The sequence below is a fragment of the Janthinobacterium sp. GW823-FHT03B06 genome (genome assembly GCF_058796955.1).
In genome coordinates, this window is the sequence record NZ_JBXAJE010000006.1 from 16,253 (window position 1) to 38,458 (window position 22,206).

Here is a 22,206-nt window from a genome sequence, read left to right on the forward strand (position 1 = left end):
AAATCAGTAGGAAAAATGCTACAGCCGCGCCGATTCAGGCGCGCGTATAGCGCCTATTTGAGGGCAATCGCAGAAAACGGCTGGTCCGGCGCTGAAAATGAAATAAAATTAATTCCATTGGTGGCGTCTGCACCACAGTTGTTTCGTTCGGAATCGATTCCGTTTGTCCGCCCAGGAGAATTTATGAAATTGACCAAAATCATCGCCACGCTGCTCAGCGTCGGTGTCATCAGCAGCATGTCGCCAGTCCAGGCTCAGGAATTGACCGGCACCTTGGCCAAGATCAAGAAAGCCGGTTCCGTCACCCTCGGCGTGCGCGACGGCTCCGTGCCCTTCTCCTATCTCGATGACAAGCAGCAATACCAGGGTTATTCGATCGACCTGTGCATGAAAGTCGTCACGGCCCTGCAGAAACACCTGGGCATGAGCGAACTGAAAGTGGTGATGAGCCCCGTCACTTCGGCCAACCGCATCCCGCTGATGGCCAACGGCACCATCGACCTCGAATGCGGCTCGACGACGAACAATCTGGAGCGCCAGCAGCAGGTGGCGTTCGCCCCGACCATGTTCGTCATCGGCAACCGCGTGCTGTCGAAAAAATCCTCGAACATCAAGACCCTGGAAGACTTGCGCGGCAAGACCCTGGTCGCCACGGCCGGCACGTCGACCATCAAGCAGATGACGATTTTGAACAAGGAAAAGAACCTGGGCATGACGATTGCCGTCGGCAAGGATCATCCCGAGTCGTTCCTGATGCTGGAAACGGGTCGCGCGGTGGCCGAAGCCAACGACGACATCTTGCTGGCGTCGCAGGTGGCCAACTCGAAGAACCCGAACGACTACGAAATCACCAAGGAAGCGCTGTCTGTCGAACCGTACGGCATCATGCTGCGCAAGGGCGATCCGGCCTTCAAGAAAGTGGTCGACGATGCGCTGATCCGCCTGTACAAGAGCGACGACATCAACCGCATTTATGCGAAATGGTTTACCTCGCCGATCCCGCCGAAAAACATCAACCTGAAATTCCCGATGCCGCCGCAACTGAAGGCCGTGTTTGCCAATCCGACCGACTCCGGTGACCCGGCCGCATATGCGGCCGTACCGGAAGCGCAGAAGACTTCGGACAAACGGAAAAAGTAAAGATTGCGTAACAAACCGGGAGGCGCAAGCCTCCCGATTTATTTGCGGGACGGGTGGCCGGCTGGCCGCTGTCCTCGGGCTGCATGCGAAGGATGATCATGAATTACAACTGGAATTGGCGCATCTTCTGGGAGATTTCTCCCGATGGCGTGGGCACGTATATGGACACCTTGTGGTCCGGCCTGGTCTGGACCCTGGCCACGGCCGGTGCGGCATGGATCATGGCATTGATATTGGGCCTGGTGGTCGGCACCATCCGCACCCTGCCGAATAAATGGCTGGTGGGCATAGCCAATGCCTACGTTGAATTGTTCCGCAACGTGCCGCTGCTGGTGCAAATGTTCCTCTGGTATTTCGTCATGCCGGAATTGCTGCCGCCGGACCTGGGCGCCTGGGTCAAGTCGCTGCCGAATGCACCATTCGTCACGGCCGTGCTGTGCCTGGGATTCTTTACCTCCTCGCGCGTGGCCGTGCAGGTGACGACGGGCATCGAGGCGCTGCCGCGCGGGCAGAAACTGGCCGGCACGGCGCTGGGCCTGACCCTGCCGCAAACCTACCGTTTCATTTTGCTGCCGATGGCCGCGCGCGTCATCCTGCCGCCGCTGACCAGCGAATTTTTGAACATCATCAAGAACAGTTCCGTGGCGCTGACCATCGGCCTGATCGAGCTGACGGCCAGCGCGCGCGCCATCCAGGAGTTTTCCTTCCAGGTGTTCGAGGCGTTTTCGGCCGCCACCATCATCTACGTCGTCGTCAACCTGCTGGTCGTGGTGCTGATGCACCTGATCGAGAAAAAGGTCGCCATCCCCGGCTTCATCGTCGCCGGCGCCAAGACGGGAGGACACTGATATGTTCGGCAATTTCGACTTCGATGTCATTTCCCGCTCGTGGGTCTATCTGTTCCAGACCGGCATGGTGTTTACCCTGAAACTGACGGCGCTGGCCATGGTGGGCGGCATCGTGCTGGGCACCTTGCTGGCGCTGATGCGCTTGTCCAGCAACCGCATCATCTCCGGCGTGGCGTCGAGCTACGTCAACCTGATACGCTCGATCCCGCTGGTGCTGGTGATCTTCTGGTTCTACTTCCTGGTGCCGTATATCGCCGCCTGGATCATCGGCGCCAACGAGCCCGTGAAAGTGGGCGCGTTTTCTTCCGCGCTGATCACCTTCATCATGTTCGAGGCAGCCTACTATTGCGAGATCATGCGCAGCGGCATACAGTCGATTCCCCGCGGCCAGGTGTGGGCGGGACAGGCGCTGGGCATGAACTACCGGCAAACCATGGGCAGCATCGTGCTGCCGCAAGCGTTCCGCAACATGATCCCCGTGCTGCTGACGCAAACCATCGTGCTGTTCCAGGACGTGTCGCTCGTGTACGTGCTGTCGATTCCCGATTTCGTCGGCGCCGCCTCGAAAATCGCGCAGCGCGACGGCCGCCTGGTGGAGATGTACGTGTTTGTCGCCGTCGTGTATTTCGTGCTGTGCTATGCCTTGTCGTTCCTGGTAAAACGCCTGCAGAAACGCGTCGCCATCATTCGCTAACCGTAAAAGAAAGAACAAGATGATTGAACTCAATAACGTCAGCAAATGGTATGGCCAGTTCCAGGTACTGACCGACTGCACCACCAACGTCGCCAAGGGTGACGTGATGGTCATTTGCGGCCCGTCCGGCTCCGGCAAGTCGACCCTGATCAAGACCGTCAACGGCCTGGAACCGATCCAGCAGGGGCGGATCATCGTCGACGGCATCACCGTCAACGATCCGAAAACGAATCTGTCGAAACTGCGCGCGCGCATCGGCATGGTGTTTCAGAATTTCGAGCTGTTCCCGCATCTGTCGATCCGCGAAAACCTCACCATCGGCCAGATCAAGGTGCTGGGCCGCAGCGCCGACGAAGCCAATGCCAAGGGCTTGAAATACCTGGACCGCGTGGGCCTGCTGTCGCAGCAGGACAAGTTCCCCGGCCAGCTGTCGGGCGGCCAGCAGCAGCGCGTGGCCATCGCCCGCGCACTGTCGATGGACCCGATCGCCATGCTGTTTGACGAGCCGACATCGGCGCTCGATCCGGAGATGATCAACGAAGTGCTCGACGTGATGGTGGGCCTGGCGCAGGAAGGCATGACGATGATGGTCGTCACGCACGAAATGGGTTTTGCCCGGCGCGTGGCGAACCGCATCGTCTTCATGGACCAGGGCAAGATCATCGAGGATTGCAGCAAGGATGACTTCTTCAACACGACGCGCTCGGACCGCGCGCGCGATTTCCTCGCCAAGATCATCCATTAATTTTCCATCACCTTGAAGTTGAGTACGCATGCCTGACATGAAACACATCGCCGGCGCCATGCTGGCGCTGGGCTTGCTGGCCCATGCCCACGCGGCCGACAAGATCGCCGTCGACATCGCCCTGCGCGACGCCACCCTGATCGACGTTGCCGCCGGTAGCAGCGTCAACGGCAAGACCGTGCTGCTCAAGGGCGACCGCATCGTCGCCGTCGTCGATGACGCGCAGCTGCGCAGCTACGCGCCGAAGCGGACCATCCGCCTGCCCGGCAAATATCTGATGCCGGGTCTGTGGGACACGCACGTGCATTTCGGCGGCGGCCCGGAACTGATCGACGAGAACAAGCAGCTGCTGCCTTTGTACCTGGCACACGGCATCACCACGGTGCGCGACTGTTCGGGCGACTTGCCCGACACGGTGCTGGCATGGCGCCGGCAGATCAACGCGGGCCAGCTGGAAGGTCCGACGATCTTTACCTCTGGCGCCAAGCTCGAAGGCCTCAAGCCGCTGTGGAAGGGCACCATTGAAGTGGGCACGCCGCAGGAAGTGACGCGCGCGCTGGACGGCCTGCAGGCGCAGCAAGTGGACTTCGTGAAGATCACGGAAAACACCCTGAAGCCGGAGCTGTACCTGGAAGCGCTGCGCCAGGCGCGCGAACGGGGCATGCGCACTTCGGGTCATATCCCCGTGCAGCTCACGTTGGAGCAGATGGCCGATGCGGGCCTGGGCACGATCGAACATCAATCCTACCTGCTGCGTGCCACCACGCCGCGCGAACAGGAGCTGACGGACAAGGTGGCCGCCGGCGCGATGACGGGCAAGGAAGCCATGCGCGAAAGCCTGCAAAGCTACGACGAGCCGACGGCGCGCAAGGCCTTCAGCTACCTGGCCGCGCGCGGCACGGCCATCGTGCCGACCCTGTGGGGTTCGCGCGTAACGGCGTATCTGGACCGCGAAGACCACACGCACGATCCTGCCCTGCAGTACATCGGCAAGGGCTTGCGCGCCACCTACGACTGGCGCGTGCAGCGCGCCGCCAAGGATGGCCCGGATGCGATCGCCCAGCGCCACGCGCAGTTCGAGCAATCGGCCAAGCTGCTGCCCATTTTGCAGCAGCAGGGCGTGAGCATCATCGCCGGCACCGATGCGGGCTTCTTGAATTCCTTCGACTATCCGGGCCAGGCCCTGCACGATGAAATCGGCCTGTATGTGCAGTACGGCCTGACGCCGCAGCAAGCCTTGCAGTCGGCCGTCATCAACGGTCCCCGCTTCCTGGGCAAGCTGGAGCGCTACGGCAGCGTGGCGGCAGGCAAGGCGGCCGACCTGCTGGTGCTCGACGCGAACCCGCTGCAGGACATCGGCGCCACGCGCCGGATTCGCCTGGTGGTCAGCCGTGGCCAGGTATACGACCGCGCCAAGCTGGACCAGATGCTGGCCGAGATCCGCGCCTGGGGGGCGAAGCAGGAGACTGCGCCGGCCAAGTCCTGATGCTCTTCATTCTTTTAGTTAAAACGGCCGGGTGATACCGGCCGTTCTGCCGTTTCCCCGCCAGCATGCGCGGGCTCTCCCGGCCGGCGGGACGGTCCTGCGGCTGGTAAAATGGCGCTATCCGCAATGACCGCCTGAGAGCAGCCGCCATGTCCACACTCGATCACACCCCAGATTCCATCACTATCACCCGTCCAGACGACTGGCATTTGCACCTGCGCGACGGCGCCGTCATGGCCAGCGTGCTGCCGCACAGCGCGCGCCAGTTCGGCCGCGCCATCGTCATGCCGAACCTCAAACCCCCGGTCACCACCACGGCCGATGCCAGCGCCTACCGCGAGCGCATCCTGGCCGCCGTGCCGGAAGGCGTGAACTTCGATCCGCTGATGGTGCTGTACCTGACGAACAACACCTCGCCCGACGAAATCCGCCGCGCGCAGGACAGCGGCATCGTGCAGGCCGTGAAACTGTATCCGGCCGGCGCCACCACGAATTCCGACCTGGGCGTGACGGATTTGAAGAATTGCTACAAGGTGCTCGAAGTGATGCAGGAAGTGGGCATGCCCTTTCTCGTGCACGGCGAAGTGACGGATCCGGAAATCGACATTTTCGACCGCGAAGCCGTCTTCATCGAGCGCGTGATGCGCCCGCTGCGCAGCGCCTTCCCGGCACTGTCCGTCGTGTTCGAACACATCACCACCAAGGATGCGGCGCAGTACGTGGCCGAAGCGGAAGGCCCGATCGCCGCCACCATCACCGCGCACCATCTGCTGTACAACCGCAACGAGATTTTCAAGGGCGGCATCCGCCCCCATTACTACTGCCTGCCCATCCTCAAGCGCGAAGAGCACCGCCTGGCGCTGATGACGGCGGCCGCCAGCGGCGACGAGCGCTTCTTCCTCGGCACAGATTCGGCGCCGCACGCGCAAGGCGCCAAGGAAATGGCTTGCGGCTGCGCCGGTTGCTACACGGCCCTGCACGCGATGGAAATGTATGCCGAAGCGTTCGAACGGGCCGGCGCGCTCGACAAGCTGGAAGCGTTCGCCAGCTTCCACGGCCCGGCCTTCTACGGCGTGCCGCGCAACACGGACACCATCACCCTGCGTCGCGAAAGCTGGACCTTGCCGGCCTCGCTGCCGCTGGGCGACAGCCATGTGATTCCGCTCAACGCGGGCGAACAGATCAACTGGAAAATGGTCTAAGCGTTCATGCTGCCATCGATAGACTGGACCCGCCCCTGGTTTGCCACGGTGCTGCCGGCGCGACGGCAGCTGGACCTGCAGCGCGACACGGTGATCGCGGCGCTGAACGGACGGGCGCGGGCGCTGGACTTGCGCAATCCCACCGGCTTGCCGCTGGCCTTCGTGCCGCAAGCGGACCTGCCCGAAGGCGTGGCCTACGAGGAGTTCATCGGCGCCACGGGCGGCGTGCCCACGCGTGACAATCTGCACGACTTTTTCAATGCGCTCGTGTGGCTCACTTTCCCGCGCATCAAGCGGCAGTTGAATGCGCTGCAGGCGGCGCAGATCGCCCTGTCCGGCGTGGGAAAATCGCGCGGTCCCGCGCGCGACGGCGCGACGATTTTCGATGAAAATTCCGCCTTGCTGGTGCTGCGCGACAGCGATGCGGGGCGCGCGCTCGAAACGGCACTGCGCGGACATGACTGGCGCAGCGCATTTATCGCGCAGCGCGCGAAGTTTGGCGCGGGCGGCGACGCCGAAGTCTGGCTGTTCGGCCACGCGCTGATGGAAAAACTGGTGGCGCCGCGCAAGGCCATTACGGCGCACACGCGCGTGATCTTTGCCGGCGACGCCTATTTCACGCTGGACGATGTCGCACGCCGCGCCTGGCTCGACGAGCGGGTGGCGCAAGACCTGGCGCAGCAAGGCCTCACGACGGCCGACTTCACGCCGCTGCCGGTGCTTGGTTTGCCCGGCTGGTGCGAAGGCCAGGACGACGATTTTTACAATGACGCGGCGGTGTTCCGCCCGAAGCGCAAGGCAGCAGGCGCAGAAAGAGAGTAGAGCATGGAGCATACCGTCCGCTGGGGCATCCTCGGCACCGGCAAGATCGCCCGCGCGATGGCCAATGGCTTGCGCGACGCGCCTGGTGCGCAGCTGGTGGCGGTCGCCTCGCGCAGCGGCGCCGGCGCGCAAGCATTCGGCGCCGAATTCGGCATCGAGCGCTGCCACGGCTCCTACCAGGCGCTGGCGGACGATCCTGGCGTGGACGTGATCTACATCGCTACGCCGCACACCCTGCATGCGGAAAACGCCCTGATGTGCCTGGCCGCCGGCAAGCACGTCGTGTGCGAAAAGCCATTCACGATGAACGCGCGCGAAGCGCAGGCCGTGGTCGATATGGCGCGCGAGAAAAAGCTGTTTTTGATGGAAGCCATGTGGAGCCGCTTTCTGCCCGCCGTGCAGGAAGCGCAGCGCATCATCGCCAGCGGCGAAATCGGCGTGCTGCGGCAAGTGCAGGCCGATATCGGCTTCCTCGCCCATTTCCCGCCCGAGCACCGCATGTTCAATCCCGAACTCGGTGGCGGCGCGCTGCTCGACGTGGGCATCTATCCGCTGTCGATGGCGGCCTTCTTCCTCGGCCCGGTATCGCAGCTGCAGGCGCTGGCCGAGATGGGCGCCACCGGCGTTGACGAACAGGTGGTGTTCTCGCTGCTGCACGCGGGCGGCGGCACCTCGTCCTGCGCCTGCAGCCTGCGCGCGCAGACGCCGACGGAAATGACCATTTCCGGCAGCCTGGGCCGCATCCGCCTGCCCAGCCGTTTTTACAAGCCCGATCAGCTGATCGTCGAAGCGATGGATGGCGCATGCCGCGTCGTCGCCGCGCCGCATCTGGGAAACGGCTACGCGCACGAGGCGATCGAAGCGATGCGCTGCATCCGCGCCGGCCTGCTGGAAAGCCCCGTCATGCCGCACGCCGACAGCGTGGCGCTGATGCACAACCTTGACACCATGCGCGGCCAGATCGGCCTCGTCTACCAAGCCGACCAGGCGAGAACAGGAACCCCATGACATCGCACGCATCGCGTCCCAGCCTGAAAACCGTCCTCATCGCCAGCGGCGTCGTGCTGACCCTGGCGATGGGCGTGCGCCACGGCCTGGGCTTCTGGATGCAGCCGATCTCGCAAGCGAACGGCTGGACGCGCGAAACGTATTCGCTGGCGCTGGCCATGCAAAACCTGATGTGGGGCGTCTTCGGCCCGTTCGCCGGCATGGCGGCCGACCGTTTCGGCACCATGCGCGTCGTCATCGTCGGCGCCATCAGCTACATGGCGGGCCTCGTGTGGATGGCGCTCGTGACGCAGCCCACGCTGTTCATCGTCGGTTCCGGCATCTTCATCGGTCTGGCGCTGGCCTGCACGGCCTTTGGCGCCATCAGCGGCATCATCGGCCGCAGCGCGCCGCCCGAGCAGCGCTCGTGGGCCTTCGGCATTTCGTCGGCGGCCGGCTCGTTCGGCCAGTTCCTGATGATGCCGGTGGAGCAGCAGCTGATCTCCGCCGTGGGCTGGCAGAACGCCTTTTATGTGCTCGCCGCGCTGGTGCTGCTGGCCATGATCCCGATGGCCTTCTACCTGCGCGAGCCGCCCGTCTCGCACGCCAGCGGCCCGCAGCAAAGCATCGGTGCCGCCTTCAGCGAAGCCATCGCCAGCCGTTCGTTCTGGCTGCTGCTGGCCGGCTATTTTGTGTGCGGTTTCCAGCTGGTCTTCATCGGCGTGCACTTGCCGGCCTACCTGAAGGACCAGGGCCTGATGAACCCGAACATCGCCGTCACGGCGCTGGCCCTGATCGGCCTGTTCAACATCGTCGGCTCCTACTATGCGGGCAAACTCGGTGGCAAGATCGCCAAGCGCTACCTGCTGTCTGCCATCTACGTGACGCGCGCCGTGGTCATCACCGTGTTCCTGCTGGCGCCATTGTCGGCATGGTCCGTGTACCTGTTCGCCGCCGGCATGGGCGTGCTGTGGCTGTCGACCGTGCCGCTGACGAACGGCATCATCGCCGGCATCTTCGGCGTCAAGCATTTGTCGATGCTGGCCGGGATGGTGTTCTTCTCGCACCAGGTGGGCAGTTTCCTCGGCGCGTGGCTGGGCGGCTACCTGTACGAGCACCAGGGCAGTTACCACGTCGTGTGGATGATCACCATTGGCCTTGGTCTGCTGGCCGCGCTGATCAACCTGCCCATCGACGAGCGCGCCGTCAAGCGCGTGGCGGTGGCCGCGTAATGGCCAGCTGGCGCACGTGGCTATGGCGCCTTGCCGGTGCCGCGCTGCTGGCTCTCGTCTTCCTGGCCTATCTGCGCCCCGACTTCATGCTCGACCTGGCAAACCGCTTCTGGATGTGCATGTAGGCTGCGCGGGCGCAATGTAGTTTGCGAAAAGTCGGATTACGCTACGCTAATCCGACCTACCCGGCCTGCCGCCGCGCATATCGCGTAGGTCGGATTAGGCCGAAGGCCGTAATCCGACAACACCCGAAAATAAACAATACCAACGGCGCTTAGGCCGAAGGCCGTAATCCGACAACACCCCGAAATAAGCAATACCGATGACGTTCAGGCCGCAGGCCGTAATCCGGCAACACCCGAAACCATGCGATATCGACGCGCATTCCAGCCTGGCGGCAGCTTTTTCTTCACAGTGGTGACGGCACACCGCCGGCCCGTCTTTACTTCGGAAATTGCCGTGGCTTTGCTCAGGGACGCTTTCCGCGCCGTGCGCCAGAAGCGGCCATTCGCTATCGACGCCATCGTCATCTTGCCCGATCACCTGCACTGCATCTGGACCCTGCCTGAAGGCGATGCCGATTTCATGACGCGCTGGCGCTTGATCAAGACGAGGTTCAGCAAGCGCTGCGATCTTGAAAATGTCTGGCAGCAGCGGTATTGGGAGCATGTCTTGCGCGATGAGCGCGACTTCGCCAAGCATGTCGATTACATCCATTACAACCCCGTCAAGCATGGTCTTGTGAGCAAAGCCATCGATTGGCCGTATTCCAGTTTTCACCGGTATGTAAAGCAGGGATGGTGTGCTGCGGATTGGGGCGGCGATGGTGTGGATGTGGCGGGTGTTGGGCGGGAGTAGGCGGGGTCAACAATGTTGTCGGATTACGCTACGCTAATCCGACCTACCGTTTGCGTCATGAGTAGGTCGGATTAGCGCAAAGCGCGTAATCCGACATGCAATGTAAGACCTACACCTTCAAAAATTCCTCTTTCCCACCCAGCCAGCGCGCCAGGTGCGCTTCCACGGTGGCTGCGGCGGCCGCCGTGGTGGCGTGCAGCAGGTCGTGCGCCACGTCGCGGGCCTGGTCGACCAACCATTGGTCCGTTTCCAGGTCGGCGAAGCGCAGCATGGCCTGGCCGGACTGGCGCGCGCCGAGGAATTCCCCGGGACCGCGGATTTCCAGGTCGCGCCGGGCGATTTCAAAACCGTCCGTCGTCTCGCGCATGGTCATCAAGCGCTGGCGCGCCACGCCGCCCAGCGGTCCCTGGTACAGCAGCAGGCAGACGCTGGCTGCCGAGCCGCGGCCCACGCGGCCGCGCAGCTGGTGCAGCTGCGACAGGCCGAAGCGCTCGGCGTGCTCGATCACCATCAGCGAAGCGTTCGGCACGTCGACACCCACCTCGATGACGGTGGTGGCCACCAGCACGTGGATATGGCCGGCGATGAAAGCGTCCATCACTTCCTGCTTTTCCGCCGGCTTCAGGCGGCCGTGCACGAGGCCCACCTGCAGCGCGGGCAGGGCTTCGGCCAGCATCATGTAGGTATCGGTGGCCGTCTGCAGCTGCAGCGCTTCCGATTCCTCGATCAGCGGGCAGACCCAGTACACCTGCCGGCCTTCCAGCGCGGCCGCGTAGACGCGGGCGATGACTTCGTCGCGCCGGTTCTGGTCGATGGCGCGCGTGACGATGGGGCTGCGGCCGGGCGGCAGCTCGTCGATCACCGACACTTCCAGGTCGGCGTAATACGTCATGGCCAGGGTGCGCGGGATGGGCGTGGCCGACATCATCAGCTGGTGCGGCACGGCCGCGCTGTCGCCCTTGTTGCGCAGGGTCAGGCGCTGGCCCACGCCGAAGCGGTGCTGCTCGTCGACGATCACCAGGCCCAGTTTGGCAAACAGCACGTTATCCTGGATCAGCGCATGCGTGCCGATCACCAGCTGCGCTTCGCCCGATTCGATCAGGGCCAGCGCCGCCGTTTTTTCCTTTTTCTTCAGGCTGCCCGTCAGCCACGCCACCTTCACGCCCAGCGGCTCCATCCAGGCGGCGATCTTGCGGAAGTGCTGCTCGGCCAGAATCTCCGTGGGCGCCATCAGCGCGGCCTGGTAGCCGCTGTCGATCGCCTGCGTGGCGGACAGGGCCGCCACGACCGTCTTGCCGCTGCCGACGTCGCCCTGCAACAAGCGCTGCATCGGATACGGCTGGCGCAGGTCGGCGCGGATTTCCTCGAGCACGCGCGCCTGCGCGCCCGTCAGCTTGAAGGGCAGGGCGGCGCCGAAGGCTTCCGACAAGGTGCCGACGATGGGCAAGGACGCCGCGCCTTTCGAGCGGCGCGCGCGCTGGGCGCGTTTGAGCGACAGTTGCTGCGCCAGCAGTTCATCGAACTTCATGCGCACCCAGGCCGGGTGCGAGCGGTCCATCAGCGCGCTTTCATCGATATCCTGCGGCGGATAGTGCAGCAGGTGCACGGCGGCGCGGAATGGCGACAGCTGCATCTGGCGCAACAAATCGTCCGGTAAGGTGTCCTGCCAGTCGATGCGGCGCATGGCGTCCGCGATTTCGCGGCGCAGCACGTGCTGCGACAGGCCTTCGCCGGACGGATACACGGGCGTGAGCGCCGTGGGCAGCGGTGCGCCTTCGTTGACCACCTTGTACGTCGGGTGCACCATCTCGGCGCCGAAAAAGCCGTGCTTGAGTTCGGCGCGCGCGCGCACCCGCGTGCCTTCGGTCAACTGTTTGACCTGGCTGCCGTAGAAATTCATGAAGCGCAGCAGCAAATTGCCCGTTTCGTCGGCGATTGTCACCAGCAATTGCTTGCGCGGCTTGAAATTGACTTCGCACTTGGTGACGATGCCTTCCACTTGCCACGACTCGCCGCCGCGCAGGCAGGCGTCGCGTATCGTGTAGACCTTGGTTTCGTCCTCGTAGCGCATCGGCAGGTGCAGCACCAGGTCCATATCCGTGCGCAAGCCCAGTTTGGCCAGCCGGCTTTCCGTGCTGACCACTTTTTTGGCGGCTTTCGGCTTCGCGGCCGGCTTGGCTGAGGGCGGAAGATCGGGCTTGGGTTCGGACATATCGGAGATTTTTGTGCCGCTAGCGTAAAATAGAGGGTTGTCCGGCACACCCTGTGCGTACCGCAGTCGTAGTTGTTGCGGCGGATTATTGTAATGCCTGTATAGGCGCACAGTATAGTGCCAGATGTTCCATTGCGCACTCCTAATCATTTTTGACGTACTTTTGAAGCAAAACGCATGTATTCGCTTTCCGATTTCGATTTTAATTTGCCGCAAGAAAACATTGCGCAAACTCCGTTGGCCGAGCGCAGCGCCTCGCGCCTGTTGCATCTGGACGGCGAGACCGTGGTCGACCGCCAGTTCGCCGACATCGTAGGACAGCTAGCCGCGGGCGACCTGCTGGTGATGAACGATACGCGCGTGCTCAAGGCGCGCTTTTTTGGCGTCAAGGAAAGCGGCGGCAAGATCGAGGCGCTGGTCGAGCGCGTGCTCGACGACCGCACCGTACTGGCCCAGGTGCGCGCGTCGAAGTCGCCGCCGCCCGGTTGCCGCATCCGCCTGGCCGACGCCTTCGACGTGACGGTCGGCCAGCGCGCCGGCGAATTCTTTACCTTGCACTTCGAGGCCGACGTGTTCGAGCTGATCGAGGCGCATGGCCGCTTGCCGCTGCCGCCCTACATCGAGCACGATGCGGACGAATTCGACGAAACGCGCTACCAGACGGTCTTCAACAAGGTGCCGGGCGCTGTCGCCGCGCCGACGGCGGGCCTGCATTTCGACCAGGCCCTGCTCGACCAGTTGAAGGCCAAGGGCGTCAACTTTGCCTATGTGACCCTGCACGTGGGCGCCGGCACCTTCCAGCCCGTGCGCACGGAAGTGCTGGCCGAACACAAGATGCATACCGAGTGGTACACCATGCCGCAGGAAACCGTCGACGCCGTGCGCGCCGCGCAGCAGGCCGGGCGCGACGTGGTCGCCGTCGGCACGACTAGCCTGCGCGCGCTGGAATCGGCCTCGCAAAGCGGCCAGCTGGTGGCGGGCAGCGCCGATACGGCCCTGTTCATCACGCCCGGCTATGCCTTTAAAACGGTGACGCGCCTGATTACCAACTTCCATTTGCCGAAGTCGACCCTGCTGATGCTGGTGTCGGCCTTTGCCGGCTATGAGCCGATCCGCAACGCCTACGCGCATGCGATCGCGCAGAACTACCGTTTCTTCAGCTATGGCGATGCGATGCTGCTCACCACGCAATCGCGCGCCGCACTGAACCTTGATACTCCCGTGAAAGACTGACCATGCTGGAATTTACATTACTCAAGACCGACACGAGCGGCCTGACCAAGGCACGCCGCGGCACCTTGAAACTCAACCATGGTGTCGTGCAGACGCCGATCTTCATGCCAGTGGGCACTTACGGCTCGGTGAAAGCCATGTCGCCGCTGGAACTCAACGAGATCGACGCGCAGATTATCCTGGGCAACACTTTTCACCTGTGGTTGCGTCCAGGCAACACCGTCATGGAAAAATTCGGCGGCTTGCACGGTTTCATGGGCTGGAACAAGCCGATCCTGACGGATTCGGGCGGCTTCCAGGTGTTTTCGCTGGGCGCCATGCGCAAGATCACGGAAGAGGGCGTGCATTTCAATTCGCCCATCAACGGCGATAAGCTGTTCCTCTCGCCGGAAGTGTCGATGCAGGTGCAGCGCGTCTTGAATTCCGATATCGTCATGCAGTTCGACGAATGCACGCCGTACGAAATTCAGGGCCGCCCGGCCACGATCGAGGAAGCGGCCAAGTCCATGCGCATGTCCTTGCGCTGGGCGCAGCGCTCGAAGGATGAGTTCCACCGCGGCGAAAACCCGAATGCGCTGTTCGGCATCGTGCAGGGCGGCATGTTCGAAATGCTGCGCGACGAGTCGCTGGCCAAGCTCGAAGAGATCGACTTCCCCGGCATCGCCATCGGCGGCCTGTCCGTCGGCGAGCCGAAGGAAGACATGATGCGCATGCTGGCCCACGTGGGCCCGCGCCTGCCGGCCAACAAGCCCCATTACCTGATGGGCGTGGGCACGCCGGAAGACCTGGTGGCGGGCGTGTCGAACGGCATCGACATGTTCGACTGCGTCATGCCGACGCGTAACGCCCGCAATGGCTGGCTGTTCACCCGTTTTGGCGACATCAAGATCAAGAATGCCAAGTACAAGGAAGACCAGGCGCCGCTGGACGAAACCTGCAGCTGCTACGCCTGCCGCAACTTCTCGCGCGCCTACCTGCACCACCTGCACCGCTCCAAGGAAATCCTCGGCGCGCGCCTCAATACCATCCACAACCTGCATTACTACCTGGACCTGATGCGCCAGATGCGCGAAGCGCTGGACGAAGACCGTTTCCACGCGTTTACGCTGCAATTCCATGCGGAACGCGCACGCGGAACTTAAGAAAACCTTAGCTTGCGCTCTGGCGGCAGCATGGCCGGAAGTTTTGTGTATTGGTGCTTGGACGGGGGCGAGAAAGCATTGCATAATGCCTTTTTAGCCCCATTTGAAGCTGCCATGCCTGCAATTGGGGGCTTGGCGGATTGCCAATGCTAGAATACAGCGCTATTTTTTCAAACTGATTAGAACTGGAGTCACCGTGTTTTTCATTTCCAACGCTTATGCGCAAGCCCCAACCGACGCCCTGGGCCTCGGCGGCAACCTGACCAGCTTCCTGCCGCTGGTATTGATGTTCGTGGTCATGTATTTCCTGATGATCCGTCCACAGCAAAAACGCGCCAAAGAACAACGGGCGATGATGGACGCGCTGGCCAAGGGTGACGAAGTCGTCACCGCCGGCGGTATGCTGGGCCGTGTTGTCAAGGTAGTGGACGCTTACGTCACCATCGAAGTGGCGACCGGCACCGAAATCACGGTGCAAAAGAGCTCCATCACCACCTTGCTGCCTAAAGGCACCCTGAAGGCGCTGTAATTCCTCGCTGTCATTGCCAAAGCAATGATTGAACGGGGCGGCTACCCGCCGCCCCTCGCGACGCCTCCGACGCTCAACACTGAACGCTGAATCAATATGAATCGCTATCCTGCCTGGAAATACATCATCATCGTCGTCGCCTTATTGCTGGGCGCACTTTATACGGCACCCAATTATTTCGGTGAGTCACCGGCGCTGCAAGTAACCAGCGGCAAGTCGACCGTCAAGGTGACGGGCGAGCTGATGACGCAAGTCGAGCAAATATTGACGAAAGAGAACGTCAAGTCGGAAGGTGTCACCATGGATGGCGCCGGCAACCTCGCCTCCGTGCGCGTGCGTTTCGCCGATCCCGATACCCAGTTCAAGGCGAAACTGGTGCTGGAAAAGGACCTCAATCCCGATGCCAGCGATCCCGCGTACATCGTGACGGTCAACCTGCAAGCCAATACCCCGATGTGGATGCAAAAATTGCATGCCTTGCCCATGTTCCTGGGCCTGGACTTGCGCGGCGGCGTGCACTTCCTGATGCAGGTCGATGCAAAAGCAGTATTGAACAAGAAAGTCCAGGGCGTCCAGTCCGCCGCGCGTAGCGTGTTGCGCGACAAAAATATCCGCCATGCGGGCATCGAGCGCGTGGGCGACAGCGTGCAGATCAACTTCCGCGACGCGGAAACGCGCCTGAAGGCCAAGAATGTGCTGTCCGACCAGATGTCGGAACTGGCTTTCGCCGATGCGGGCGAAGGCAGCGATTTGAAATTGAACATCACCCTGAAGCCGGCCGCCCTGAAGGCGACCATCGACGAAGGCGTGAAACAGAATATCTCCACCCTGTCCAAGCGCGTCAACGAGCTGGGCGTGGCCGAGCCGCTGATCCAGCAGCAAGGTCCCGACCGCATCGTGGTGCAACTGCCTGGCGTGCAGGACGTGGCCCGCGCGAAAGCCATCATCGGCCGCACGGCGACGCTGGAAGTGCGCCTGGTCGATGAAACCATCGTGCCTGGCACCGAACTGTCGAGCGCCATCCCGTTCAACTCGGAACTGTTCACCGTCGGCAAGGGCGTCCCTGTCGTGCTGGCGAAAGACGTGATCCTGACGGGCGACTATATCTCCAGCGCCACGGCCAGCTTCGACCAGAACCAGCAAGCGGCCGTGTCGATCGACCTGAACGGCGACGGCGGACGCAAGATGCGCGAAGCGACGCGCGAACGCGTGGGCAAGCGCATGGCCATCGTGCTGTTTGAAAAGGGCAAGCCGGAAGTGCTGTCGGTGGCGACCATCCAGCAGGAACTCGGTTCGCGCTTCCAGATCACGGGCATGGGCGGCGCGGAAAACGCGAATGAACTGGCGCTGCTGCTGCGCTCGGGAGCCCTGTCCGCACCGATGACCGTCATCGAAGAACGCACGATCGGACCGCAGCTGGGCGCGGAAAACATCGCCAAGGGCTTCCACTCGACCTTGTACGGCTTCATCGCCATCGCCATCTTCATGATCGCCTACTACATGCTGTTCGGCGCCTTCAGCGTGCTGGCCCTGGCCACCAACCTGCTGTTGCTGGTCGGCTTGCTGTCGATGATCCAGGTGACCTTGACACTGCCAGGTATCGCCGCTATCGCGCTGGCGCTGGGCATGGCGATTGACGCCAACGTGCTGATCAATGAACGTATCCGTGAAGAGCTGCGCGCCGGCAATACGCCGCAAGCGGCGATCGCCGCCGGCTTCGACCGTGCCTGGGCCACGATTCTGGACTCGAACGTGACCACCCTGATCGTCGGCCTGGCACTGCTGGCCTTCGGCAGCGGTCCCGTGCGTGGCTTCGCTGTCGTGCATTGCCTGGGCATCCTGACCTCGATGTTCTCCTCCGTGTTCGTGTCGCGCGGCGTGGTCAACCTCTGGTATGGCCGCAAGAAAAAGCTGACGACCTTGTCGATCGGCACGGTGTGGGTGCCGGGCACCAGCAAATAAGCGACGGCCCCGACTCACCCAATAGCGTCAACAGCGATCGCGTCCGGTGGCCCAGCCGCCGGACGCACAGAATAGAACTCAGAGGATTTCATGGAATTTTTCCGGATTAAAAAAGATATTCCCTTCATGCGCCATGCGTTGATTTTCAACGTGATTTCGGCCGTGACCTTCCTTGCCGCCGTCTTCTTCCTGGTGCACAAGGGCTTGCACCTGTCCGTCGAATTCAAGGGCGGCACGCTGATGGAGGTGAAATACCCGAAGGCGGCCAATCTTGAAGGCATACGCGGCACCCTGATCGCCATGGGCTATGAAGAGCCGGGCGTGACCAGCTTCGATACGGCGCGCGACGTGATGATCCGCCTGCCGGTGGAAAATGGCGTCAGCGCCGCGAACACCTCGCAGCGCGTGTTCGAATCGCTGTGCAAGGCCGAGCAGGGCACGACCAAGGCCATCGACACCGTCACCGCCAAGGGCGAACATGTGCTCAAGAGCGCGTGCATGGACACCGCCGGCAATGAAGCGGTGGTACTGCAGAAGGTTGAATTCGTCGGCCCGCAAGTGGGCGAGGAACTGGCGCAGAACGGCTTGAACGCGCTGGTGGTGGTGATTATCGGCGTGATGATCTACCTGGCCATCCGCTTCGAATGGAAATACGCTGTCTCGGCCATTATCGCCAACTTGCATGACGTGGTGATCATCCTGGGCTTCTTCGCCTTCTTCGAATGGGAATTCTCGCTGACGGTGCTGGCGGCGATCCTGGCGGTGCTCGGCTATTCCGTCAACGAATCGGTGGTGATCTTTGACCGTATCCGCGAAAACTTCCGCAAGCAGCGCAAGGCTTCCGTGCATGAAGTGATCGACAACGCGATCACCAGCACCATTTCACGTACCATCATCACCCACGGCTCGACCCAGATGATGGTGCTGTCGATGCTGGTCTTCGGCGGCCAGACCCTGCACCACTTTGCACTGGCGCTGACCATCGGTATCTGCTTCGGTATTTATTCGTCCGTGTTCGTCGCTGCCTCGATCGCCATGTGGCTGGGCGTCAAGCGCGAAGACTTGATCAAGCCGATCAAGGAAAAAGACGAAACCGACGGCGCCGTGGTGTAAGCACAGGTTTTTTGCAGGTCGAATGAGGAACGATCACCGTTTGCGGTGGTCGTTTTTTTTATGGTGGATGACAATGAAGCGTTTGATAGTGATGGGCATCATGGCAGGCATCGGCACCTTGGCCAGTGCCGCGCAATTGAGCCGCGCGGATAGCGGCGCCATCGCCCTGCGCGGCCCGATTGCCGAGGGCGACGTGGACAAGCTGCGGCTGCTGGCCGTGCCGGGGACGACGCTGTTGCGCGTCAATAGCGACGCAGGCGAGCCGCGGTCGGCCATGTTGCTGGGACGCCTGGTGCGCCAGCTACGGCTCGATATTGCCATCGACACGGTGTGCGCGGGCAGCTGCGCCCTGTATGTTTTCCCGGCAGCTTACCGCAAGCACATTCCCGCAGACGCCGTGCTGGCGCTGCAGGAATCGGCATTCCAGCGTGCGCAGGCGAGCCCGGCACAGATGCGCCGCACCCTGGCCGAGGCGGGCGTGGCGGCTGAGGACATCGGCAGTGAAACGGCGGCACTGGCGGCCCGATTGGCCGACACGGCGGCGCAGGAAGCGGCGTTTGCCGCCGAGCTGGAGATTGCCCCCGCCTTTTACCGCGATTTTCCGCAAGTGGCGGCGCAGGCCGAGAGCGTGCGCCGGCGCTTTCCCGACCAGGAGGCCGCCGTCCACTGGTGGCCGGCCGCCGCCCGCCTGCAGCGCTGCTACGGCATCGCCGGCGTGGACGAGGGGCCGCGCGCGGTTCGCCTGGCGCCCGACGGTTATCTGTACGTGCCGGCCCTGTCGGCCCTCGTCATGGGCGACCAGGCCTTGCAGGACTGTCCATGAGCCGCAGCGGCCGCTTGTTCCTGCTGATGGACGCCATGCGCGCCAGGCGCGTGCCCGTCACGGCGGCCCAGCTGGCGCAGCAGCTCGGTGTTTCCGAGCGCACGATTTACCGCGATATCCAGACCCTGGCCGAACTGGGCGCGCCCCTGCAGGGCGAGGCGGGCATCGGCTACGTGCTGCGCCGCGGCGCCTTCTTGCCGCCGCTGATGTTCGGCGCCGATGAACTGGAAGCACTGGTGCTGGGCGCGCGCTGGGTGCGCCGGCAGGGCGATGCGGGCCTGGCGCAGGCGGCCAGCAATGCCCTCGCGAAGATCGCGGCCGCCTCGCCGCGCGATTTGCGCGACAGCATGGCCGAGACCAGCCTGTGGGTGCCGCTGGGCCGTCCCGCCGATGGCACGCAGCCGGCCGACCCGGCCGACCGGTATGTGCAGCCGGTGCGCGAGGCGATCCGCTACGAACAGAAACTCACGCTCGCCTATCAGGATGAGTATGGCAGCGCCACCTCGCGCACGGTGTGGCCGTTTGCCCTGGCCTTTTTCGAAGGCAAGCGTCTGCTGGCCGCCTGGTGCGAGCTGCGCGGCGATTACCGGCATTTCCGCATCGACCGCATCGCCAGCGTGCAGCAGCATGAGGAGCGCTATCCCACGCGCCGCCATGCCTTGCTCGATACCTGGCGCAAGGCCCACGATATCGATCCCGAATCCTGATATTCGCTCCTGACAAAAACTGTCAGTGACGGCGACTACGATGGTGGCTTCTTCACTCACCGGAGCCATCCATCATGCGCCTGTACCACCACCCCATGTCCTCGAATGCCCGCCGTGCCCTGATGACGGCGATCCACCTCGGCCTGTCTCTGGAGCTGGCCGAAGTCGACCTGATGAATGCGGACGACCGCCGCCGCCTGGCCGAACTGAACCCGAACGGCAAGGTGCCCGTGCTGGCCGACGGCGCTTTCCTGCTGTGGGAATCGTGCGCCATCATGCAATACCTGGCCGAGCAGGTGCCGGGCCAGACGCTTTATCCGCAGGCGCCGCAAGCGCGCGCCGACGTCAACCGCTGGCTGTTCTGGGCCGCGCAGCACTTCGCGCCCGCCATCAGCGTGCTGGCCTGGGAGCGCGCCTGGAAAGGCATGACGGGCAATGGTCCGGCGGATCCGCTGGAAGAGGCGCGCGGCGAGCGCGACCTGCATGAGTGCGCCGTCGTGCTGGACGCGCATCTGGCGGCGCGCAATTGGCTCAGCGGAGACGACGTGACCCTGGCCGATTTCGCCGTGGCCGCGCCCCTGATGTACAGCGAGGCGGTGCGGCTGCCGCTGGCGCAGTACCGGCATATCGGGGCGTGGTTCGCCCGCGTGCGGCAGCTGCGCGCCTGGCAGGAAACGGAGGTGGAACTGGTGCCGGGATAATGTGCGCGCTAAGTGTGTCAACGCACGGAGCCGGCGCGGCGTACCGCATAAGATAGGGCTGTCTCTTTCAGGACATCCCTAGCTTTGGACTTTACCCGCTTTCGAGCGGGTTTTTTTTTGAATAGCGGCTTGATAAATTGATAATCGCTGCACAGATGGGACACATCCCACTTCCAGCAGGTATACCATGTTCATGCCACGCCATCCGAAACCCCTGTTGAGTACGAAGGCGGTTGCCACGCAGGTCGTCCAGCAGAAGCTGGGGACGCAGCCCATGGACAAGCATGTGCTGATCGTCGAGACGGTCAAGCCGGCGGCACCGCCGCCAGCGGGCAAGAAGCCTGCAGGCTAGTGCACGAGCACCTTCAGCAGCGACTGCACTTCATCGTCCGATTCTTCCATGATGCTCGACAAGGTCGTATCGTCGCCGATCAGGCAATCGATGCTGCGCGCGGCGCGCGCTGCCCGTACGGCAATGGCGGCCGGGCTTTCGTTGAGGGGCGACGAGACGGGCGCCAGATCATTTGCCAGCAGCAGGGTGTCGCCCAATGATTCGGGCGGGATGGCGCGCAAGCCCTCCCACAGCGCATCGATGGCGCCCCGCACCGCTTCCGGCACCTTCAGTTTGGCCAGGACGCCGTGGCCGATGGCCTGTTCGCCATGTTCGACCCAGTCCTCGGGTTCGCCATCGAGGATGCCGGGGAATTCGGCCGCGCGCGACAGCAGATAAAACCCGCCCACTTCATGCATGATGCCGGCAAACAGGGCCGTATCGGGATCGACCCTGGTGACGCGGCGGGCCAGCACCTGCGACAGGGCCGCCACATGGGCCGTATGTTCCCATAGCTGGTTGGCCTTCGCCTGCAGCGCGGGATCGGTGATGGTGCTGCCCAGCTGGCGCACGATCAGCGATGCCACCACCGATTGCAAGGTACGCACGCCGAGCCGCTGCACGGCGTTGCGCACGCTGGTGATTTCATTGCCGGAACGGTTGAACGCCGCCGAATTGGCAATGGCCACCGTGCGCGCGGCCAGCAGCGGGTCTGCCTGCACCAGCTTGGCGGCGGCCTCGATATGGCAGTCGGGATCGGACAGCGCCTCTTGCAGCTTGAGCGAAGCGTCCACATTGGCAGGAAAGGTCAGCTCGCCACGAGCGGCTTGTGCGGCGATGCTTTTAAAGGCGTCGAGTCTGTTCATTGAAAAAATTATACTCGCAATATTTCCGTACGGAACTTTTTAACCATGATCTTTTCGCAAACAGCTTAGCAAAAGGCAAGCAAAGCCCCGTAAACGCAAAATGGGCACGCGTACAGTCGACGCGTGCCCATTTTGAACGACGAAATTCCGAACGCTTAACAAAACCATTGCGAGCGGATGGGATTTGTGGCTAAGAAGCGCAACCGTACTTTAGTACGGGGGCGCCGAGCCGGTGAGCATCGCAGGCCGCAAAGCGCACCGCGCAGCAGGTTTTGTTACGCGTTGTTAGAGAGATTCGCTGAAGATCGCGTCGCAGCCTTCCACCAGCTCGTCGCTGTCTTCCAGTTCATCGGTCAAGCCCAGGTCGAACAGTTCTTCGACGGCATTCATGAAGCTGTTGTGCTTGGTGGCGCCGATCAGGCGGTAGATTTCGCCGTCTTCGTTGCGCACGCCGATGATCAGTTTTTCCTGGCGCACCAGTTCCGGCGTGCTGGCGTTGAGCAGCAGGTTGCCGATGATGTGTTTATCGAAATGTGCGGGCTTTTTGCCTTCGAGCAGTGTGGTTTTCAACTT

The 22,206-nt window shown here is 62.7% G+C and carries 23 protein-coding genes; 20 read left to right on the plus strand and 3 right to left on the minus strand.

Features of this window, described 5'->3' with window-relative positions; genetic code table 11:
- Window positions 1-183: 183 nt before the first annotated feature.
- From AC1RBA_RS19410 to AC1RBA_RS19460, 11 genes are all read left to right on the plus strand, one after another.
- Window positions 184-1,140 (plus strand): amino acid ABC transporter substrate-binding protein, encoded by a 957-nt coding sequence (locus AC1RBA_RS19410; protein ID WP_070220709.1) that lies wholly within the window; start codon window positions 184-186, stop codon window positions 1,138-1,140.
- Between the two features lie 98 nt (window positions 1,141-1,238).
- Complete coding sequence (locus AC1RBA_RS19415; RefSeq protein ID WP_070220783.1) at window positions 1,239-1,988, plus strand: amino acid ABC transporter permease; 750 nt, start codon at window positions 1,239-1,241, stop codon at window positions 1,986-1,988.
- Between the two features lies 1 nt (window position 1,989).
- Window positions 1,990-2,682: an amino acid ABC transporter permease gene (locus AC1RBA_RS19420; protein WP_070220707.1), complete on the plus strand. Its 693-nt coding sequence runs from the start codon at window positions 1,990-1,992 to the stop codon at window positions 2,680-2,682.
- 19 nt (window positions 2,683-2,701) lie between these two features.
- Entirely contained in the window at window positions 2,702-3,427 is a 726-nt protein-coding gene (locus AC1RBA_RS19425) for an amino acid ABC transporter ATP-binding protein (RefSeq protein ID WP_070220705.1), read from the plus strand.
- A 28-nt stretch (window positions 3,428-3,455) separates the two neighbouring features.
- Complete coding sequence (locus tag AC1RBA_RS19430) at window positions 3,456-4,913, plus strand: amidohydrolase family protein (protein ID WP_070220703.1); 1,458 nt, start codon at window positions 3,456-3,458, stop codon at window positions 4,911-4,913.
- Window positions 4,914-5,062: 149 nt separating this feature from the next.
- The gene (gene pyrC / locus AC1RBA_RS19435; protein ID WP_070290804.1) at window positions 5,063-6,115 is read left to right on the plus strand and encodes a dihydroorotase; all 1,053 of its coding nucleotides are present in this window, start codon (window positions 5,063-5,065) and stop codon (window positions 6,113-6,115) included.
- Between the two features lie 6 nt (window positions 6,116-6,121).
- Window positions 6,122-6,937 (plus strand): DUF3025 domain-containing protein, encoded by an 816-nt coding sequence (locus AC1RBA_RS19440; protein ID WP_492419620.1) that lies wholly within the window; start codon window positions 6,122-6,124, stop codon window positions 6,935-6,937.
- Between the two features lie 3 nt (window positions 6,938-6,940).
- Window positions 6,941-7,945, plus strand: a complete 1,005-nt coding sequence (locus AC1RBA_RS19445) for a Gfo/Idh/MocA family protein (RefSeq protein ID WP_492419621.1) — start codon at window positions 6,941-6,943, stop codon at window positions 7,943-7,945.
- On the plus strand, window positions 7,942-9,156 hold the full coding sequence (locus AC1RBA_RS19450) for an MFS transporter (protein ID WP_070220695.1): 1,215 nt from the start codon (window positions 7,942-7,944) through the stop codon (window positions 9,154-9,156). The genes AC1RBA_RS19445 and AC1RBA_RS19450 overlap by 4 nt, the downstream gene beginning before the upstream one ends.
- The gene (locus AC1RBA_RS19455) at window positions 9,156-9,281 is read left to right on the plus strand and encodes a hypothetical protein (protein ID WP_255206293.1); all 126 of its coding nucleotides are present in this window, start codon (window positions 9,156-9,158) and stop codon (window positions 9,279-9,281) included. The genes AC1RBA_RS19450 and AC1RBA_RS19455 overlap by 1 nt, the downstream gene beginning before the upstream one ends.
- Before the next feature lie 241 nt (window positions 9,282-9,522).
- A complete protein-coding gene (locus AC1RBA_RS19460) occupies window positions 9,523-10,014 on the plus strand; it encodes an REP-associated tyrosine transposase (RefSeq protein ID WP_121671238.1) in 492 nt (163 codons plus the stop codon).
- A 109-nt stretch (window positions 10,015-10,123) separates the two neighbouring features.
- Here the strand turns inward: AC1RBA_RS19460 and recG are convergent, their stop codons facing one another.
- Entirely contained in the window at window positions 10,124-12,226 is a 2,103-nt protein-coding gene (gene recG / locus AC1RBA_RS19465; RefSeq protein WP_492419622.1) for an ATP-dependent DNA helicase RecG, read from the minus strand.
- Window positions 12,227-12,403: 177 nt separating this feature from the next.
- Here recG and queA point away from each other — a divergent pair, with 177 nt between their 5' ends.
- The 9 genes from queA to AC1RBA_RS19510 all read left to right on the plus strand — a co-directional run bounded on the left by queA (window position 12,404) and on the right by AC1RBA_RS19510 (window position 20,788).
- Entirely contained in the window at window positions 12,404-13,459 is a 1,056-nt protein-coding gene (gene queA, locus AC1RBA_RS19470) for a tRNA preQ1(34) S-adenosylmethionine ribosyltransferase-isomerase QueA (protein WP_070220691.1), read from the plus strand.
- Window positions 13,460-13,461: 2 nt separating this feature from the next.
- A complete protein-coding gene (gene tgt / locus AC1RBA_RS19475; protein ID WP_034745502.1) occupies window positions 13,462-14,601 on the plus strand; it encodes a tRNA guanosine(34) transglycosylase Tgt in 1,140 nt (379 codons plus the stop codon).
- Between the two features lie 196 nt (window positions 14,602-14,797).
- Window positions 14,798-15,130, plus strand: coding sequence for a preprotein translocase subunit YajC (yajC, locus tag AC1RBA_RS19480; protein WP_034745505.1), 333 nt, complete (start codon window positions 14,798-14,800; stop codon window positions 15,128-15,130).
- Between the two features lie 96 nt (window positions 15,131-15,226).
- Window positions 15,227-17,092, plus strand: a complete 1,866-nt coding sequence (gene secD, locus AC1RBA_RS19485) for a protein translocase subunit SecD (protein WP_070220688.1) — start codon at window positions 15,227-15,229, stop codon at window positions 17,090-17,092.
- Window positions 17,093-17,182: 90 nt separating this feature from the next.
- Window positions 17,183-18,205, plus strand: coding sequence for a protein translocase subunit SecF (secF, locus tag AC1RBA_RS19490; RefSeq protein ID WP_070220687.1), 1,023 nt, complete (start codon window positions 17,183-17,185; stop codon window positions 18,203-18,205).
- 73 nt (window positions 18,206-18,278) lie between these two features.
- On the plus strand, window positions 18,279-19,028 hold the full coding sequence (locus tag AC1RBA_RS19495) for a hypothetical protein (protein WP_492419623.1): 750 nt from the start codon (window positions 18,279-18,281) through the stop codon (window positions 19,026-19,028).
- Window positions 19,025-19,735, plus strand: coding sequence for a helix-turn-helix transcriptional regulator (locus AC1RBA_RS19500; protein ID WP_070220685.1), 711 nt, complete (start codon window positions 19,025-19,027; stop codon window positions 19,733-19,735). Before AC1RBA_RS19495 ends, AC1RBA_RS19500 begins: the two co-directional genes overlap by 4 nt.
- Window positions 19,736-19,809: 74 nt before the next feature.
- Window positions 19,810-20,436 (plus strand): glutathione S-transferase family protein, encoded by a 627-nt coding sequence (locus AC1RBA_RS19505; RefSeq protein WP_070220683.1) that lies wholly within the window; start codon window positions 19,810-19,812, stop codon window positions 20,434-20,436.
- Between the two features lie 187 nt (window positions 20,437-20,623).
- Window positions 20,624-20,788 carry a hypothetical protein gene (locus AC1RBA_RS19510; protein WP_176741184.1) on the plus strand — a complete coding sequence of 55 codons (165 nt, stop codon included), beginning with the start codon at window positions 20,624-20,626 and terminating at the stop codon, window positions 20,786-20,788.
- Here the strand turns inward: AC1RBA_RS19510 and AC1RBA_RS19515 are convergent.
- Window positions 20,785-21,633: an HDOD domain-containing protein gene (locus AC1RBA_RS19515; protein WP_070311523.1), complete on the minus strand. Its 849-nt coding sequence runs from the start codon at window positions 21,631-21,633 to the stop codon at window positions 20,785-20,787. The genes AC1RBA_RS19510 and AC1RBA_RS19515 overlap by 4 nt on opposite strands.
- 285 nt (window positions 21,634-21,918) lie before the next feature.
- Window positions 21,919-22,203: a hypothetical protein gene (locus tag AC1RBA_RS19520; RefSeq protein WP_070290811.1), complete on the minus strand. Its 285-nt coding sequence runs from the start codon at window positions 22,201-22,203 to the stop codon at window positions 21,919-21,921.
- Window positions 22,204-22,206 lie beyond the last annotated feature (3 nt).